Origin of the sequence: Azospirillum soli (genome assembly GCF_017876165.1) — a bacterium.
Classification (GTDB): Bacteria; Pseudomonadota; Alphaproteobacteria; order Azospirillales; family Azospirillaceae; genus Azospirillum; species Azospirillum soli.
This window is the reverse complement of the sequence record NZ_JAGINQ010000015.1, coordinates 119,786-136,317: the sequence shown is the minus strand read 5'-3', so window position 1 is coordinate 136,317 and position 16,532 is coordinate 119,786. Positions and strand designations below refer to the sequence as shown.

17 protein-coding genes are annotated in these 16,532 nt (G+C 68.3%); 6 read left to right on the top strand and 11 right to left on the bottom strand.

Going from position 1 to position 16,532, the window contains the following annotated elements; translation table 11 throughout:
- Window positions 1-91: 91 nt before the first annotated feature.
- A complete protein-coding gene (locus J2852_RS21830; RefSeq protein WP_209879680.1) occupies window positions 92-637 on the top strand; it encodes a GNAT family N-acetyltransferase in 546 nt (181 codons plus the stop codon).
- A 5-nt stretch (window positions 638-642) separates the two neighbouring features.
- On the opposite strand, the gene J2852_RS21825 is transcribed toward J2852_RS21830, so the two are convergent.
- On the bottom strand, window positions 643-1,113 hold the full coding sequence (locus J2852_RS21825; protein ID WP_209879677.1) for a hypothetical protein: 471 nt from the start codon (window positions 1,111-1,113) through the stop codon (window positions 643-645).
- A gap of 210 nt (window positions 1,114-1,323) precedes the next feature.
- Between J2852_RS21825 and J2852_RS21820 the strand changes: the two genes are divergently transcribed.
- The gene (locus J2852_RS21820; RefSeq protein WP_209879674.1) at window positions 1,324-2,469 is read left to right on the top strand and encodes an alpha/beta hydrolase; all 1,146 of its coding nucleotides are present in this window, start codon (window positions 1,324-1,326) and stop codon (window positions 2,467-2,469) included.
- A 17-nt stretch (window positions 2,470-2,486) separates the two neighbouring features.
- Here the strand turns inward: J2852_RS21820 and J2852_RS21815 are convergent, their stop codons facing one another.
- The 10 genes from J2852_RS21815 to J2852_RS21770 form a co-directional block, all read right to left on the bottom strand.
- On the bottom strand, window positions 2,487-3,119 hold the full coding sequence (locus tag J2852_RS21815; RefSeq protein WP_209879671.1) for a LysE family translocator: 633 nt from the start codon (window positions 3,117-3,119) through the stop codon (window positions 2,487-2,489).
- A 78-nt stretch (window positions 3,120-3,197) separates the two neighbouring features.
- Window positions 3,198-3,920: an MORN repeat-containing protein gene (locus J2852_RS21810; RefSeq protein WP_209879668.1), complete on the bottom strand. Its 723-nt coding sequence runs from the start codon at window positions 3,918-3,920 to the stop codon at window positions 3,198-3,200.
- Window positions 3,921-4,009: 89 nt separating this feature from the next.
- Window positions 4,010-4,483, bottom strand: coding sequence for a molybdopterin synthase catalytic subunit MoaE (gene moaE, locus J2852_RS21805; RefSeq protein WP_209879665.1), 474 nt, complete (start codon window positions 4,481-4,483; stop codon window positions 4,010-4,012).
- 21 nt (window positions 4,484-4,504) lie between these two features.
- Window positions 4,505-5,224: a hypothetical protein gene (locus J2852_RS21800; protein WP_209879663.1), complete on the bottom strand. Its 720-nt coding sequence runs from the start codon at window positions 5,222-5,224 to the stop codon at window positions 4,505-4,507.
- A gap of 10 nt (window positions 5,225-5,234) precedes the next feature.
- Window positions 5,235-5,486: a molybdopterin converting factor subunit 1 gene (gene moaD / locus J2852_RS21795; protein ID WP_209879660.1), complete on the bottom strand. Its 252-nt coding sequence runs from the start codon at window positions 5,484-5,486 to the stop codon at window positions 5,235-5,237.
- Window positions 5,486-6,739 carry a molybdopterin molybdotransferase MoeA gene (gene moeA, locus J2852_RS21790; protein ID WP_209879657.1) on the bottom strand — a complete coding sequence of 418 codons (1,254 nt, stop codon included), beginning with the start codon at window positions 6,737-6,739 and terminating at the stop codon, window positions 5,486-5,488. Before moeA ends, moaD begins: the two co-directional genes overlap by 1 nt.
- Before the next feature lie 540 nt (window positions 6,740-7,279).
- Entirely contained in the window at window positions 7,280-7,792 is a 513-nt protein-coding gene (gene mobB, locus J2852_RS21785) for a molybdopterin-guanine dinucleotide biosynthesis protein B (RefSeq protein WP_209879654.1), read from the bottom strand.
- A 72-nt stretch (window positions 7,793-7,864) separates the two neighbouring features.
- Window positions 7,865-8,467 (bottom strand): CDP-diacylglycerol--glycerol-3-phosphate 3-phosphatidyltransferase, encoded by a 603-nt coding sequence (gene pgsA / locus J2852_RS21780; protein WP_209879651.1) that lies wholly within the window; start codon window positions 8,465-8,467, stop codon window positions 7,865-7,867.
- Between the two features lie 51 nt (window positions 8,468-8,518).
- Window positions 8,519-10,486 carry an excinuclease ABC subunit UvrC gene (gene uvrC, locus J2852_RS21775; RefSeq protein WP_209879648.1) on the bottom strand — a complete coding sequence of 656 codons (1,968 nt, stop codon included), beginning with the start codon at window positions 10,484-10,486 and terminating at the stop codon, window positions 8,519-8,521.
- 404 nt (window positions 10,487-10,890) lie between these two features.
- Complete coding sequence (locus tag J2852_RS21770; protein ID WP_209879753.1) at window positions 10,891-11,661, bottom strand: SDR family oxidoreductase; 771 nt, start codon at window positions 11,659-11,661, stop codon at window positions 10,891-10,893.
- Between the two features lie 47 nt (window positions 11,662-11,708).
- Here J2852_RS21770 and J2852_RS21765 point away from each other — a divergent pair, with 47 nt between their 5' ends.
- The 4 genes from J2852_RS21765 to pfkB all read left to right on the top strand — a co-directional run bounded on the left by J2852_RS21765 (window position 11,709) and on the right by pfkB (window position 16,460).
- Window positions 11,709-12,512 (top strand): hypothetical protein, encoded by an 804-nt coding sequence (locus tag J2852_RS21765; protein ID WP_209879645.1) that lies wholly within the window; start codon window positions 11,709-11,711, stop codon window positions 12,510-12,512.
- A gap of 39 nt (window positions 12,513-12,551) precedes the next feature.
- Entirely contained in the window at window positions 12,552-12,914 is a 363-nt protein-coding gene (locus tag J2852_RS21760; RefSeq protein ID WP_209879641.1) for a hypothetical protein, read from the top strand.
- A 100-nt stretch (window positions 12,915-13,014) separates the two neighbouring features.
- Complete coding sequence (ptsP, locus tag J2852_RS21755) at window positions 13,015-15,519, top strand: phosphoenolpyruvate--protein phosphotransferase (protein ID WP_209879639.1); 2,505 nt, start codon at window positions 13,015-13,017, stop codon at window positions 15,517-15,519.
- Window positions 15,516-16,460: a 1-phosphofructokinase gene (pfkB, locus tag J2852_RS21750; RefSeq protein WP_209879637.1), complete on the top strand. Its 945-nt coding sequence runs from the start codon at window positions 15,516-15,518 to the stop codon at window positions 16,458-16,460. The genes ptsP and pfkB overlap by 4 nt, the downstream gene beginning before the upstream one ends.
- Window positions 16,461-16,532 lie beyond the last annotated feature (72 nt).

Sequence of the window (16,532 nt, the reverse complement as noted above, 5' to 3'; positions counted from 1 at the left end):
TCAACGCGAACGGGCGTGTCCGGTTTCACACGGGAACGCGATCCGGTCGATGGCCGTTTTCCCGGCAAAGGAATGAAGATCGGGAGGAATCATGGAGGGTGGCTCCACAAAACAGGACGTTCTTACTCTGCCCGTCACGATCCGCTTCGCCCGCCGGAACGACCTGCCGGATTTGGAGTGGTTCGGCCTGCACACCCCCCATCGGGAAATCCTCGCCAACGCGTACCGCATGCAGGAACGCGGCAGCGGCGCCCTGCTGGTGGCCGAGGTCAACGGCTTTCCGGCCGGCCAGCTCTGCATCGATTTCATCCGCAAGCGCCACGTGCGCCGGGCCACCCTGTGGGCCTTGCGGGTGTTTCAGCCGTTCCGCAAGCAGGGGCTCGGAACGCGGTTGATGGCGATGGGCGAGCGAACGGTCCTGGATCACGGCTTTCGCGAGGCCGAACTGGGGGTCGATCGCGACAACGCCGGGGTGCTCGCCTTCTACGACCGGCTCGGCTACGTGCCTTGCGGGACGGAGCGGGGCCGGTATTCCTACCGCACCCCGTCCGGGGAGTTCGTGCAGGTCCCAATCGACCAGTGGATCCTGAGCAAGTCTCTGGTGATCGAACCCGTAAAGCGGATGGCCCATTCCTGAGGCGATTACTCCGCCGCCATGGCGATCAGCCGGGCGGGCCGGCGGCGCGGCAGACGGATGCGGGCACCGTCCAGAATGCGGGTGAGTTCCCGCGCGGAATCGGTCGCCATGCACAGGGCCACCATCGGGAGCCAGCGGTCGAGCACCTGGGTCGCCACGTCCTCCTCCCCTGCCTGCATGGCCGCCAAGGCGTCGAGCAGGGCCATTTCGTCCATCCCAACCCGCGAACAGGACGGGCAGCGAATTTCCGGCCGAGCGGCCTGCGAGACAGCGAAGGTGCCCAGCATCGCGAAGAGGGGAAGCAGCGCCGTGGCCGGCACGCCGGCGACCGAGAAGCCCGCCCTCATGGCGACCATCGCGCCCGCCGTGCCATCGCGAAACCACTGTCGGAAACTGGTCAGAAGCGCCCGCTCCGCCGCCGTCAGATCCGCCAGCGTCCAGGGTGACAGACGCCCTTCCCCAACCGTCTCACACATAACGAACCCTTCCCGACATGAGTGACGGAAGGAAGTTAACGCAGTCCGCGTTTAATTGCGAGTAATTCTCATTTTCAGAGGTGCGGCGGACCGCCACAGCCCCGCTTGGCTTCCCAAACCGTGACAATGTTTGGCCGGCCCGCGCTGGAAAGATTGGATTAACCGTAATGGCGAATTCTTCCCCTCGCTCGCAGCATGGAGCGTGGAAGGATGAAGCGGATTTTCGGACAGGCAATTCTTGGGCTTATGGCGGCGGCAGCCGTTCTTGCGACGGCGACCACGGCCACGGCGCAGATTCGGTTGAACGCGGCCTATGGCGAGGAAGCCCTTCTGGGGCCCTCCCAGGCCAGGGGCGCCGTGGTCTGGAGCCATGGCCGCTCGATCGAGGTCGAGGATTCCAACGCCCCGACCCCCTCTTACATGAAGGCGCTGCGCGACGCCGGCTGGGACGTGTACCGGCTGGACCGCATGCGGGTCAGCGATACCCTGCCCAACAGCTCCCGCGCGCTGGCCGGTCATGCCGACCAGTTGAAGGAACGGGGATACCGGCGCGTGGTCCTGACCGGCCAGTCGTTCGGGGCGTTCATTTCGCTGATGGCGGCGGGACAGACGGAGCGGATCGACGCGGTGATCGGCACGGCGCCGGCGGCCTTCGGGAATTTCTCGGAGGCGTACGACAGCTTCCGCGACAACGCCAGCCAGCTCTGGCCGATCCTGCGCAACGTGCGCAGTTCGCGGGTGATGCTGTTCTTCTTCCACGGCGACGATTTCGATCCGGGCGGGCGTGGGGAACAGGCCCGCAACGTCCTTGCCTCGCGCGGGCTTCAGCATCTGGTGGTGGACCAGCCGGCCCTTCTGACCGGCCATGGTGCCGCCAACACCGGCCTGTTCGTCCGCCGGTTCGGGGCCTGCATCGTGCGCTTCGCGGAAGCCCCTCCGCAGCCCGGCGACCCGTCCTGCGACGAGGCGTGGGGCCGCACGCCGAGCCCCGACCTGTTGCAGGCGGCCCTGCCCGGTTCGCGGACCGGCGGTTCGGCGCCGGCCTCTTCGGCCCAGCCGTTCCTCGGCACGTGGTACGGCGCCTACATCAACGGTCGGGAGGTGGCCCTGTCGGTGGACCGGATCGAGGGCGACACGGTCTACGCCGACTATGTGCTGGGGCCGGGAATGGAGCCCGACCAGACCATCGAACGGGTCCGCCGCAAGGGCCGGGTCGAGGGCGACGAGCTGGTCTTCGACGAGAAGGGCCGGAACACCCTGCGGTACAACCTGCGCACCGACGGGCGGATGGCGGCCATGTGGCTGGAAAGGTCCGGTAAGGGCCGCCTGGAAACCGTGCTGCGCAAGGTAAACTGAGGTTACAGAAGCGGAACTTATAGACGGCGGGCGAGCGCGAGCAGCCCGCCGGCACCGATCATCAGCCCACCGGTCAGCCGGTTCAGGGTCTTGGCGGCGGAGGCGCTGGTCAGGCGGGCGCCGATGCTGTTTCCGCCCATGGCGTAGGCCATGATCCAGGCGAACTCCACCACCGTCATCATGATGACCAGCGCCACGAGCTGCGGCCCCAGCGGTGCCGACGGCTCGATGAACTGCGGGAACAGGGCCGCCATGAAGACCAGGGCCTTGGGATTGCTGAATGCGACCAGCGCGCCCCGCAGAAACAGCCGGACAGCCGAGACGTCTTCGGTGGGCTGGGTGGCGGAATTGGCCGTCCCTTCCCCCGTGGGGGCGCGCCACGCGGCGATGCCGAGCCAGGTCAGATAGGCCACACCCGCCCACTTCACGGTCAGGAAGGCTGCTTCCGACGCGGCCAGAAGCGCGCCGAGGCCCAGCACCGACAGGGTCGCCAGGGTCGCAAGCGCCACGCACATGCCGAACCCGCCCCAGGCGGCGCGGCTGACGCCGTATCTGAGGCCGAGGCTCATCGCCAGCAGCATGTTGGGGCCGGGCGTCATCGACAGCACGAAGGTGGTCACCAGAAACAGCCCGAGCGTCTGCCAGCTCATCCATCGTCTCCTGGAATGGGGAGAAGGATGGGAGCACGGCGGGATGGCCCGCCGCAATTGCAGTCGATGCAGGTCTGCTCAACGGTTGGGGGCTGGGGTCGGTTCGCGCAGCCACTCGTCGAGGCTTTCCGGCTGGGATGGCCGCTCGGCGGTTTGCGGGGATTTGGACTCCCCGGGCTTGGCTTCTCTGGGTTTGCGTGTTTGGGGCTTGGATTGCGGCGGCTGGGCGCGCTCGTCGGGGCTCAGAATGGGGCCGGGGCGAATGTCGCCGTTCGGCTCGACCCGCGCGGCGTAGCGGGTGCCCATGGCGGTGATGAACTCCCCTTCCCCGGTCGGACGGTTGCGGATGAAGTTGCCGACGTAACGGTGGCCATCCGGGAAGGTCAGGGTGCCGAAGCCGGTGCGGCGGTCGTCCTCCCACTCCCCGGCGTAGCGCCGGCCATCGGGCCAGACGAAGACGCCATAGCCGGAGGCGCGGCCGTTCCGGAAAGTGCCGGTGAATTCCCGGCCATCCTCCCACTCGACACGGGCTTCGCCCTCCAGGCGGCCATCGGCGAAGGTGCCCTCGACCCAGCCGTCGGGACGGCCGTTGTAGGCCCATTCCAGCATGCCGCCGCCGTGGGCGAAGCCGTTGCGGCATTGGCCGGCCCAGCGGATGGTCTTGCGGGCATCCGGGTATTGGTCCCGGATCCGGCAGCCGCTGGCGCGGTCGGCGACAACCTGCTCCGCAACGGAACGTGAGGTCGGGACGGCTGCGCCAAGCACGGCGATGACGCCGAGGGCCACAGGCCAGACTCGCATGATCAGGCACTCCGGACTGTCTCGCTGGCTTCGCGAGGGGAGAGCCTAATCACAACAGGCGAGGCTCCGGCTGTGTCCCGCGTCTCATTTCACCCTTTTTGATCTCCGTCTTGGTTGGCCCAGCGGGCCGCCGCCGCGTCGTCGGAGTCCTTGGCCTCCACCCAGCGTTCGCCCTCCGGGGTCGCTTCCAGCTTCCAGAAGGGGGCCTTGGTCTTCAGCCAGTCGATCAGGAAGTGGCAGCTTTCGAAAGCGGCTTCGCGGTGGGCGCTGGCGGTGGCGACCAGCACGATCTGGTCGCCGGGCTCCAGCCGGCCGTAGCGGTGGATGATGAGCGCATCGTCCAGCGGCCAGCGAGCGCGGGCCTCCGCCTCGATGGCCTCCAGCTGCTTTTCGGTCATGCCGGGATAGTGTTCGAGCGTCATGGCGCTGACCGACTCCCCGCCGGCCATATCACGAACAAGGCCGACGAACAGGGTGACGCCACCGATCGAGGTCTTTCCACGCGTCATGGCGGCCAGTTCGGCCCCGACGTCGAAATCCTCGCGCTGAACCTTCACCGTCACGGCGTTTCCCCTTCCTTGTCGTCACCGCCCATCATCACCGCCAAGGCGCAAGGCGTTCAGGGTGAAGCCCCAGTTGGTGGTGACCCAGATTTCTTCTTCCGGCCGCAGATGGCGGTCGCGGATGGCGAGGCAGACGCGGCCGGCGACGTAGCCGTACAGCACCAGCCCCACCTCCTCCACCCAATCCTCCAGCGTGCGGCAGAGGTCCAGCAGTTCGGCCGGGATGGCACCACGCTTTAGGGCGTCCTCGTTGCGCGCCTTGAAGAAGGCAGCGTCGGCGCCGTAGTTGCGCAGCAGGATCTGCGCCTCGTCCCGCACGCGGGCGCGGTTGCGCTCCGGATCGGGGTCGAGCGTGACGCGGGCGGCCATGGCGTCGAGGCCCGGCACGAACATCAGGCGGACGATCTGCGTGCGTTCCGACACCACGCCCCCGGCCCCGGCGTAGACGCCGTCCACCTCGTACATGGTGTAGCCCTGAATGCCCGAGCACAGGCGCGCGGCGATGGCGTCGATGTTGTGGGCCAGTTCCGGCCAGTGCCGTTCCAGCAGGGTCACGATGTGCGACCGGGTGTGGAGGTTGGCGAGGTAGGCACGGATGTTGGCGGCGTCGAACGCCTCGGTCAGCGTGTCGTAAAGGACGCCCTGAAAGTCAGCGCGCTTGGGCAGGTACAGTTCCGCCTGCAAGCCGTGCTCGGGCGGCTGGAACAGGTATTGGCGGGAAGACGGCGCGCCGCCGGCCATGTCGGTCGCCTCAGCCGCCGGTCACCGGCGGGAACAGGGCCACCTCGTCGCCGGGGCTCAGCGGGTGATCGTAGGGGACGTGCTCCTGGTTGACCGCGACCTTCACGACCTTGGAGTTGGCGAGCGCCTCGGCGTGCTTCGGGCTGCGGGTCTTCAGCCATTCGACCAGACCGCCCACGTCCTTGACCTCCGGCGGCAGGTCCACCGTCTCGGCCGCGACACCGATCTTCGTCCGCAACCATGCGAAATAGAGGACCTTCATCACCGAACCTCACTGAAAGGCAGAAAATCGACGATCACGCCGGGCTCGACGCGGGTCGCCTCCTCCGGCAACTCGACCAGCCCGTTGGACTCAACCATCGACGACAGGATACCGGCACCGTCGCGCGGGTGCTTGACCGCGGTCATGACGCCATCGGCGGCGCGGACCAGCGTGGCGCGGACATATTCGCGGCGGCCGGGCTTCTTTTTGTAGGTGAAGCCGGCACGCACCGGGAACAGGGCCGGCGCCTCGTCGGCCACGCCCATGAGACGCAGCAGGATCGGGCGGGCGATGCGCAGGAAGGTGACCATCACGGCGACGGGGTTGCCAGGCAGTCCGACGAAGGCCGCATCCTTGACGGTACCTAGCGCGACCGGACGGCCGGGCTTGATGGCGAGGCGCCAGAAATGGAGGGAGCCTTGCGCCTCCACCGCCGTCTTGACGTGGTCCTCCTCCCCCATGGACATGCCGCCGGAGGTGACGAGCACGTCGTGGGAAGCGGCCGCGCCGCCCAGCGCGTCGCGGATCGCGTCGCGGCGGTCCGGGAGGATGCCGAGGTCGGTGACCGCGCAGCCGAGCTGGCGCAGCGCCGCGATCAGGGCGAAGCGGTTGGCGTCGTAGATGCAGCCTTCGGTCAGCGGAACGCCGGGGTCGCGGACCTCGTCGCCGGTCGAGAAGACAGCGGCGCGCAACGGTGTGCGCACCTCCACGTCGCGGCGGCCGAGCGAGGCGAGCAGCCCGATGTCCTCCGGCCGCAGGCGGCGGCCAACGTTCAGGACGGTGCTGCCGCGCGCCATGTCCTCGCCGGCACGGCGGCGGTTGGCGCCGCGCTTGATGCCGGCCGGGATGGTGACGGTGTCGCCTTCGGTCCTGCAGTCCTCTTGCATCAGCACGGTATCGAAGCCAGAGGGCATCGGGGCGCCGGTGAAGATGCGGATCGCCTCGCCCCGCTGACCAGGGCGACCCAGCAGGTGGCCGGCGGCGACACGGGCCGTAATGGGAAGGGTGGTGTCGCCATCGGGCGTCAGGTCGTCGAAGAAGACGGCGTATCCGTCCACGGCGGAATTGTCGTGCGGCGGCACGTCGAACGGCGCCACGACCTCCTCCGCCAGGACACGGCCCAGCGCGTCGGTCAGCCCGACCCGTTCGGTTCCCGTTACCGTGTGGACGCGCTCAGCCAGCTGGGCCAGAGCCTGTTCCACCGCCATCATCTCGCCGCCGAAGGCGAAGCAATCGTTGCTGAGCTGAGCCATGGACGCACTCTAGTCCGGCGGGCCGGGCGGGTTGAAGCCCGTTGTACATCGTTGTGCAGATTGTGCAGGGAACGGGAAATGCACAATGGGGCAAATGGGGTGATTTGTCGTTTCGGGATAAGGGCTTGGCGTGATTTGTTCGTGAGCGTACGTGTAGCAGTCGGTGCACAATCCGCCGGGGAATTGGACGAAGGGATGAGGGCGGGTGTGCGGGGCATGGGTGGGTGCGGGGGTGGTTTGTGGGATTTTAATCCCAGAACGAGACTTGCCTGTTTTGCAAGCTTTTGCCCCTCCCTATAGGGCGATCGCATTCGGAGAGAGACTTCTTTGTAAAGGAAAATCGTCATTCCCGCGAAAGCGGGAATCCAGAAGCGAGCGTCCGTGAGCCTCATGACTTATCTCGCCGCTGACGCGGCTCTCGCTGGATCCCCGCCTTCGCGGGGATGACGGCTGTTTTATGGAATGACAACCGTCTTCGAATGCGATTGCCCTGCCCTCCCTCTCCCTCCCACGCTCGGCGAGAGAGGGGGCCGCAGGAAGCTAAAGTCCCCTGCCCGCCAACCCACACCGGGCGATGACGAACTCTGCAATGGCATCCTCGTCGTTCAGGTCGAAAACGGGGACGGGCGCATCCGGGACCGGGCCGTCGCTGGCGATGGCGACGATGGTCGGGTCGTCGGGGGCGATCAGCGGCTTGCCGACCGAGCGGCGCCACACCTCGATCTTCTCGTGGGGCTCGCGCTTGAAGCCTTCGATCAGCAGCAGATCCACCGGCGACAGCTTCGGCAGAAGCTCGTTCAGGGTCAGTTCGGGTTCGTCGTTGCGGATCTCATGCATCAGCGCCCAGCGCTTGGGCGAGCTGACCAGGACCTCCGTCGCGCCGGCCATGCGATGGTTGTGGCTGTCCTTGCCGGGGTGGTCGATGTCGAACCCCTTGTGCGCGTGCTTCATGGTCGAGACGGTCAGACCCTGGCGGGTCAACGCCGGGATCAGGCGGACCATCAGCGTCGTCTTGCCGCTGCCGCTCCATCCCGTCAGGCCGAACATCTTCATGAACGCGCTCACCCCCGCATGGTCGATGCGGTCAAATAGCAGAAACACGCACGCGTGCGAATGGAATAAGGATCAGCCGGGGGTCCGGGCCGGAGCACCCTTCGGACGCTTCGCGGGCTGGTGGGCCATCATGTGCTTCAGCCCGGCGCGCATGTAGTCCCAGCCGGTGACGAAGGTCAGGATCGCCGCCGCCCACAGGCCGGCCGTGCCGATGGCGGTGACCGGGATGTGCGCCGGGCCGTAGTCGCCGACGATCAGGAAGCCCAGCGCCACCATCTGGATGGTCGTCTTCCACTTGGCCAGCCACGTCACCGGCACGCCGACGTTGAGGCCTGCCAGATATTCGCGCAGGCCCGAGACGAGAACCTCGCGCAGCAGAATGACCACGGCGGCCAGCACCGACAGGCCGGTCAGGCGCGTGAAGGCGACCAGCATGATCAGCGTCGCGGCGACCAGCAGCTTGTCCGCGATGGGGTCGAGGAACTTGCCGATGACGCTTTCCTGCTCCCACGCGCGGGCCAGATAGCCGTCGAAATAGTCGGTGATGCAGGCCGCCGCGAACAGCCCGCAGGCCGTGTAGGCGGCCCACGCCTCCGGCACGTAGAACAGCCCGACGACCACCGGGATCACCGCGATGCGTGACAGGGTGAGCAGGTTGGGCAGGCTGGTCAGCATCGGTTCGGACTCGGACACTCGGGAGGGACGGGCGCGACGGGAACCGCCATTCTAACCGTCCTGATGGAAATGATCGTATATCTTTTTCGCAACTGCCCGATTGATCCCTTCCACCGCTTCCAGATCGGCGAGTCCCGCGCGGGACACGGCGACCGCGCTGCCGAAATGGTGCAGCAGCGCCTTCTTACGGGCCGGGCCGATGCCGGGGATCTCGTCGATCATCGACTTGCCCAGCGCCTTGGTGCGCTTGGCGCGGTGCGTGCCGATGGCGAAGCGGTGCGCCTCGTCGCGCAGCCGTTGCAGGAAGTAGAGGACCGGGTCGCGCATCTCCATCTGGAAGGGCGCGCGGCCCTCCATGAAGAAATGCTCGCGGCCGGCGTTGCGTTCGGGGCCCTTGGCGATGCCGACCAGCGTCACGTCGTCGATGCCCAGTTCGGCCAGCACCTCAAGCGCCACGTTCAGCTGCCCCTGCCCACCGTCGATCAGGACCAGATCGGGCCAGCTGCCCTGGGCGCGTTCGGGGTCTTCCTTCAGCGCGCGGCCGAATCGGCGGGTCAGAACCTCGCGCATCATGGCGAAGTCGTCGCCGGCGGCACCCTCGGACTTGATGTTGAACTTGCGGTAGGCGTTCTTGATGAAGCCTTCCGGCCCCGCGACGATCATGGCGCCGATGGCGTGGGCGCCCTGGACGTGGGAGTTGTCGTAGACCTCGATTCGCTGCGGCGGTCCGTCCAGGCCGAAGACGGCGGCGACACCGTCGAGCAGGCGGGCCTGGGAGGAGCTTTCGGCCAAACGGCGGCCGTGCGCCTCGCGCGCGTTGGTCAGGGCGTGCTCCACGATGCGGCGCTTGTCGCCCCGCTTGGGCTCGATCAGTTCGACCTTGTGGCCGGCGCGGAGGGAGAGCGCCTCGGTCAGCAGGTCGAGTTCGGGCAGCTCATGGCTGACCAGCACGAGGTTCGGGGCGGCCTTGTTCTCGTAGAACTGGGCGATGAAGGCGGCCAGAACCTCCTGCGTGTCGGCGGACTTGTCATGGCTGGGAAAATAGGCGCGGTTGCCGTAATTGCGCCCGCCACGGAAGAAGAACACCTGGACGCAGGTCACCCCGCCCTCGGCATAGGCGGCGATCACGTCGGCGTCCTCGACCACGCCTTCCACGTTGATGTCCTGGTGCGCCTGCACAGCGGTCAGGGCGCGTATTCGGTCGCGGTAGCGGGCGGCGGTCTCGAAGTCCAGGGCTTCGGACGCCTCGGTCATCTTGGCGGCGAATTCGGTCTGGATGTCGCGGCTCTTGCCCGACAGGAAAGCGCGGGCTTGGTTGACCTGGGCCTGGTACTCCTCCGGGCTGACGCGGGCGACGCAGGGCGCGGTGCAGCGCTTGATCTGGTATTGCAGGCAGGGTCGCGTGCGCGAGGCGAAGACCGTATCGGCGCAGTTGCGCAGCAGGAACGCGCGCTGGAGCGCCGTGATGGTGCGGTTGACGGCACCGGCCGAAGCGAAGGGGCCGAAATAGTCGGCGTCGCGGTTGCGGGCGCCGCGATGCTTGGTCAGCTGCGGGTAGTCGTGATCCTTGGTGATCATGATGTGCGGGAAGGTTTTGTCGTCCCGCAGCAGCACGTTGTAGCGCGGCATCAGCCGCTTGATCAGGTTCGATTCGAGCAGGAGCGCCTCGACCTCCGTGTGGGTCGTGACGAACTCCATGGTTTCCGTCTCCGACACCATGCGCTGAAGGCGCACGGGCAGGCGGTTGACCTGGGTGTAGTTGAACACCCGCCGCTTCAGGTTCTTCGCCTTGCCGACGTACAGCACCGCCCCGTCGCCAGCCAGCATGCGGTAGACGCCCGGCGTCTGCGGCAGGGTCTTCAGATGCTCGCGAATCACCTCCACGCCGCGCGCGAGGTCCGCCGGGCGGCGGCGGGCGCGGGACGACGGAGAGTCGTCAGCTGCCTCGGGGGCGGACGACTCTGGGGCGGAGGTCTCGTTGACGGCGAGATCCGGGGTTTCTGGAACGGTGTCGGCCATGGGCCGAATGTCGTCAAAGCCGCAGGCCGGGTCAACCGCCCCCTGGCCGAAAGAGTTAAGGCTTCCGACTCACCCGTTCGAAAGGATATCCACGGAAATTGTGGATAAGTCTGTCGATAACGGATGGGGTAGCTGTTCCGAAGTCAGGCGCCGCAACGCCTTCCTGGGAGCTGCCTATTTTTTGAGCAAACTTGCTAAGTGGTTGATTTTATTCGCGCGCATGAGAGTCAAGAGGGGTAGGTGCATGCGGCGCACAAAATTGTCATACCCCCCAAACCACCTCTTGCAAGCCGGTGGACAGCTGTATAAAACGCGCGGTCCTTGCGAGCGGACAAAGCTTCAAATTGGTTAAAAATTGTTACTTGCGGTCTATGGCCGCGAGGCGGCGAAGCCATGCCTTGGTTCTATTCCACGGGAACGAAACCGACGGAGGGTTGCGCCCACCCCAGATGCTCTCCACCGTCGAGCGCGATCATCTGGCCGGTCACCGCCGGGGCGTCGATCAGGAAGCGCAGGGCGGCGCAGATCTCCTCCGGCGAGGTGCCGCGCTGGAGCGGAGTGGCGTCGCGCTGGGCGGCGAACTCCTCCTCCGACTGGCGGCTGTTGCGCAGGGTCGGGCCGGGGCCGATGCCGTTGACCCGGATGCGCGGCGCCAGCGCCATGGCCAGCGTCCGCGTCAGCGTCCACAGCCCGGCCTTCGACAGCGTGTAGGAGACGAAGTGCGGGGTGAGATTCCACACCCGCTGGTCCAGCAGGTTGACGATCAGCCCCTTCTCGTCGGCCGGAACCTGCGCGGCGAAGGCCTGGGACAGGACGAAGGGGGCGCGCAGGTTCGCCTCCATGTGCCGGTCCCAGGAGGCGCGGGTGGCGTCCTCGACCGAATCGCGCTCGAAGCAGGAGGCGTTGTTGACCAGGAGGGACAGCGCGCCTATCCGTTCGACGGCCTCGGGCACCAAGGCCTGGACGTCGGATTCCCGCTCCAGGTCGGCGTGGAGTGCCACAGCGATGCCGCCCTGCGCCTCGATGTGGGCGACCACCGAATCGGCATCGGCACGGGAGTTCAGGTAGTGGACGCCCACGGCCCAGCCCTGCGCGGCGAGGTCGAGCGCGATGGCGCGCCCGATCCGCTTGCCAGCCCCGGTGACCAGGGCCGCTTTCCTCTTGATCTCGACCATGCCGCCATAGGTACCCTGCACCCGGTTTCGGTCAAGGGGCCTGTTCCGTGTTGCGCGAAGCGTTCGAGTATCTGACGACCCCCTGCCCGCCCCTGGCACGTCGATTCGGCTATCTGGCGGAGGCGGTGGCGCTCGGCGCGCGATACCGGCGGCAGCGGAGGGCGTGGGAGCCGCATGTGGAGGCCTGCCGCCGCTTTGTCGCGGAGGCTGCGGAGCGGGCGCCGAGGGGCGGGCGGGCGCTGGTCGCCGGCTCGGGCCTGCTCATCGAAGTGCCGTTGCGCGAACTGGCGGAACGGTTCGACGAGGTGGTGCTGGTGGACGTGATCCACGCCCGCTCGGTCCGGCGGGAGGTTCGGCGGTTCGCCAACGTACGCTTGGTGGAACTGGACGTGGCCGGGATTCTGGACCCGCTGGAGGCGACGCTGCGGAGCGGTGGGCACTTGCCCTCCCCCAACCCGCCGGAACTGGCGGGCGGGCGGTTCGCCTTCGCGGTGTCGTGCAATCTGCTGTCGCAACTGCCGCTGATGCCGCTGGACGCCATCGACCGGCGTGCGCCGCATGTTCCGGATGCCGAACGGGCGACCTTCGCCAAGGCGCTGGCGCGAAGCCATCTGGCGTGGCTGGCCCGCACCGCTCACACCGCCGCGCTGTTCACCGACATCGAGAGCCTGTGGCTGGACGGCGGACGAGTGGTGGAACGGGAGGATTCGACCTGGGGCATTCCCCTGCCCGCACCGGACCGACGCTGGGATTGGGACATCGCTCCGGCACCGGAGGAGGATCGGCGCCGCGACCTGCGGCATACCGTGGGAGCCTGGTTCGATGTGACGGGGTTCGCGCTTTCCTGTTGAACCGCTTGGGCTCGATTCACCCAAGACAGGAGAAGCGGCATGGGCGCCGACAAGACGAATTCACAACGCGATCTCGGTATTCCCAACAGCGAGGAAGCCGGGCGGGATGGATCGGTGGAGAACCCGACGCCCGGCACCGGCGGTGGCGGAATCGATCCGGCGGCGCTCGGCGGCCCCGCCACGCCTGCCATCGGTGAGGACGGCGCGCAGGCCGGCGGCGGCCCGCATGTCGGCGCCACGGAGGGTGGAACCCAGGGCGTTCTGGATTTGGGAACCAGCGCGACCGCCGGCCCGACGCGCGGGACGGATGACCGCGACCGCCCGCAACCGCAGCCCGGACAGGATGGCCGCTTCACGGATGATCGCAACGTCGCCGTGGATGGCGCGCGCGACAAGGAATAGGGAGGAACGTTGTCGGTAATGCGGCGTTGAAGCTCTTTGAACGAGAGCCCTCCGCGCGCCTTACCATGCGGAAAGGACTCCACAGCGGGGAGGACGGCGAATGCTCCAGCTATCCGAATCGCAGGTGCGCCTTGGGCTCTCGGCGCCGGACAAGGCGGAGGCGATCCGCATCGCCGGCCGCGCCATGGTGGACAGCGGCCTGATCGACCCCGGATACATCGACAGCATGCTGGGGCGCGAGAATGTCGCCGGCACCTATCTGGGCAGCGGCATCGCCATCCCGCACGGCCTGCCCGATGCGCGCGATCTGGTGCGCCGGACGGGCGTGGTGGTCGTGCAGTTCCCGCAAGGCGTCGATTGGGGAACGGGCGAACCGGCCCGGTTGGTGGTCGGCATCGCCGCCAAGTCGGACGAGCACATCGCCGTTCTGCAACGGCTGACCAGCGTTCTGGGGAATCCGGCGGAGGCCGAACGGCTGGGCACCACCCGCGATCCCCGCGACGTGATGGCGGTGCTGAACGGCAGCGGTGCGACTTCCGAGACAACGACGCAGGCCCCTGTGGTCGGCGAGTCGATTGAGGTCACGGCGCCGGTGCCGCACGGCCTGCACGCCCGGCCGGCGACGGCGCTGGTCGAGGTGGCCAAGCGCTTCCGGGCGGAGATCGCCGTGCGTCATGGCGAGGACGTGGGCAACGCCAAGAGCCTCGTGTCGCTGCTGCGGCTGGGGGTGTCGGGCGGGCGGCCGATCACCATCACGGCGGCGGGCGACGATGCCGGAGCGGCGCTGGCGGCGATCCGGGCGGCGTTCGAGGCCGGGCTGGACGAGCCGGCCGCGTCCGAGACGCCAGCGGCACCTCCCGCAACGTCCCGCACGGCACCGGTGGATCTGGACTATGACGGGCGGGTGGTGGCCGGCATCTCGGCCTCCCCCGGCGTGTCCATCGGTCCGGTCTGGAAGTTCCAGCGCGAGGAACTGACCGTCGCTGAGACCGCCCCGGATCCGGCGATGCAGCACGTGCGCCTGGATCAGGCCTTGGCCGGAGCGGCGGCCGATCTGCGCAACCTTCACGAGGAGTTCTGGAAGAAGGCCGGCGCGGCCAAGGCCGCCATCTTCAAGGCGCATTTGGAACTGCTCGACGATCCGGAGATGGTCGCCGACGCCCACGCGCGCATCGACACCGGCGCCAGCGCCGGTTGGGCGTGGCGGGAGGTGTACGAGGAGCGCGCGGCCATGCTGGCGCAGCTCGCCGACCCGCTGCTGGCCGGGCGCGCGGCGGACCTGCGAGACGTGGGCCGTCGGGTGCTGCGCCTGCTGGCCGACGCGACGGAGAGCGTCGCCGCCCTGCCCGACCATCCCGTGATCCTGTTGGCCGAGGATCTGGAGCCGTCCGACACGGCGAAGCTGGATCCCGCCATGGTGCTGGGACTGTGCACGGCGGGCGGCGGGGCGACCTCGCACACGGCGATCATCGCGCGGTCGCTGGACATTCCGGCGGTGGTGGCGTCCGGGCCGGCGGTGCTGGACTTGGAGAACGGGCGGGAGGCGATCCTCAACGGCGACGACGGCGTTCTGGTGGTGGACCCCAGCGACCGCGACCGGGGACGCGCCGCCGCGGCCCGCGTCGCGGTGGGCGAACGGCGGGAGGCCGAGCGGCTGGACCGATACAAGCCGGCCATCACCACGGATGGCAAACGGGTGGAGGTGGCCGCCAACATCTCCGACCCGGCGGAGGCGGCCGGCGCTGTGGAGGCCGGCGGCGAGGGCGTCGGGTTGATGAGGACGGAGTTCCTGTTCCTGCAACGCGACTTTCCGCCCGACGAGGAGGAGCAGTTCGAGGCGTACCGCAGCATGGTGCGGGCGATGAATGGGCTGCCGATCATCCTGCGCACGCTGGACATCGGCGGCGACAAGAACGTGCCGTACCTGCGCATGCCGGCGGAGGCAAACCCGTTCCTGGGCGTGCGCGGCGTGCGCCTGTGCTTCGAGCGGGAAGACCTGTTCCGCACGCAGCTGCGCGCCATGCTGCGCGCCTCGGCGGAAGGGCCGGTGCGCATCATGTACCCGATGATCGCGGCCCCCGCCGAGTTGGCGAAGGCCAAGGCGATCACCGAGGAAGTTCGGCGGGAGGTCGGGGTGGAGCCGGTGGAGCTGGGCATTATGATCGAGGTGCCCTCGGCGGTTATGATGGCCGACCGGCTGGCGCGCGAGGTCGCCTTCTTCTCCATCGGGACGAATGATTTGACCCAGTATGTGCTGGCGATGGACCGGCTGCACCCGGTGCTGGCCCCACAGGCGGACGGCCTGCATCCGGCCGTTCTGCGCATGGTCGAACGGACGGTGGCGGCGGCAAAGGGCGCCGGGATCTGGGTGGGGGCTTGCGGCGGCATCGCGGGCGACCCGGCGGGAGCGGTGCTGCTGTCCGGACTGGGCGTGGCGGAGCTGAGCGTCGCCATCCCCACCGTGCCCTCGGTCAAGGCGCGCCTGCGCGGGATCGCCATGGCGGACGCGGAACGGGTGGCGCGGGAGGCGCTGGATTGCGCCGACGCGGCGGAGGTGCGGGCGCTAGTCCGTGAACGCTTCGCAGGGACGGGAGGGGCGGCATGACGCAGGCGATGGGCGTCGTTACGGTCACGCTGAATGCGGCGGTGGACCAGACGCTGGACGTGCCGGGCTTCACGGCGGGCGCGGTCAACCGCGCGGTGGCGGAGACGCGGACGGCGGGTGGCAAGGGCATCAACGTCGCGGCTTTCCTGTCCAGTGGACCGGCGCCGGTGACGGTCACGGGTTTCCTGGGCGAGGACAACGCCTCAGTGTTCGAGGCGCTGTTCCGCCGCCGGCACATCCGCGACCGCTGCCTGCGCCTGCCCGGCAACAGCCGGGTCAACGTCAAGGTGGTGGACCGCGAGGGCCGCTCGGTCACCGACATCAACCTGCCCGGCCTGCATGTGCCGGCGGAGGCGTGGCGGGGCCTGATGACCACCGTGGACGACCTCGCCACGCAGAACGGGACCTTCGTGCTGGCCGGCAGCGTGCCGGCGGGGGTGCCGGAAACGGCTTACGCGGATTTGGTCCCCCGCCTGCGCGGGCGCGGCGTGTTCATGGCGGTGGACGCGAGCGGAGAGCCGTTGCGGCATGCAGTCACCGCCAAGCCGGATATGGTGAAGCCCAACGTGCATGAACTGTCGGAGTTGCTCGGCCGACCGCTGACGGGGCGGGACGAGGTGGTGCTGGCGGCGCGGGAGTTGGGCGAGGCCGGCATTGCGCTGGTGGCGGTGTCGCTGGGGGCCGAGGGCGCGGTGTTCGTCGAGGGTGGGCGGGCGTTGCTGGCCGTGCCTCCGCCGGTGGAGGTCGCCAGCACGGTCGGCGCCGGGGACGCCATGGTGGCGGGGGTGATCGCCGCGCGGCTGAGCGGCGGGGATCTGGAGGACTGCGCGCGGCGCGGCACAGCCTTCGCGGCCGGCACGCTGTCGCGGCTGGGGCCGGAACTGCCGTCACTGGAGCGGATCGCCGAACTGATGAAAGCGGTGAGGGTCGAAGCGTTGTGATCCAAACTCCTCTCCCGTCCCGGGAGAGGGTGCCCGCGCAGCGGGCGGGTGACGGTGCATCCAAGGATCAAA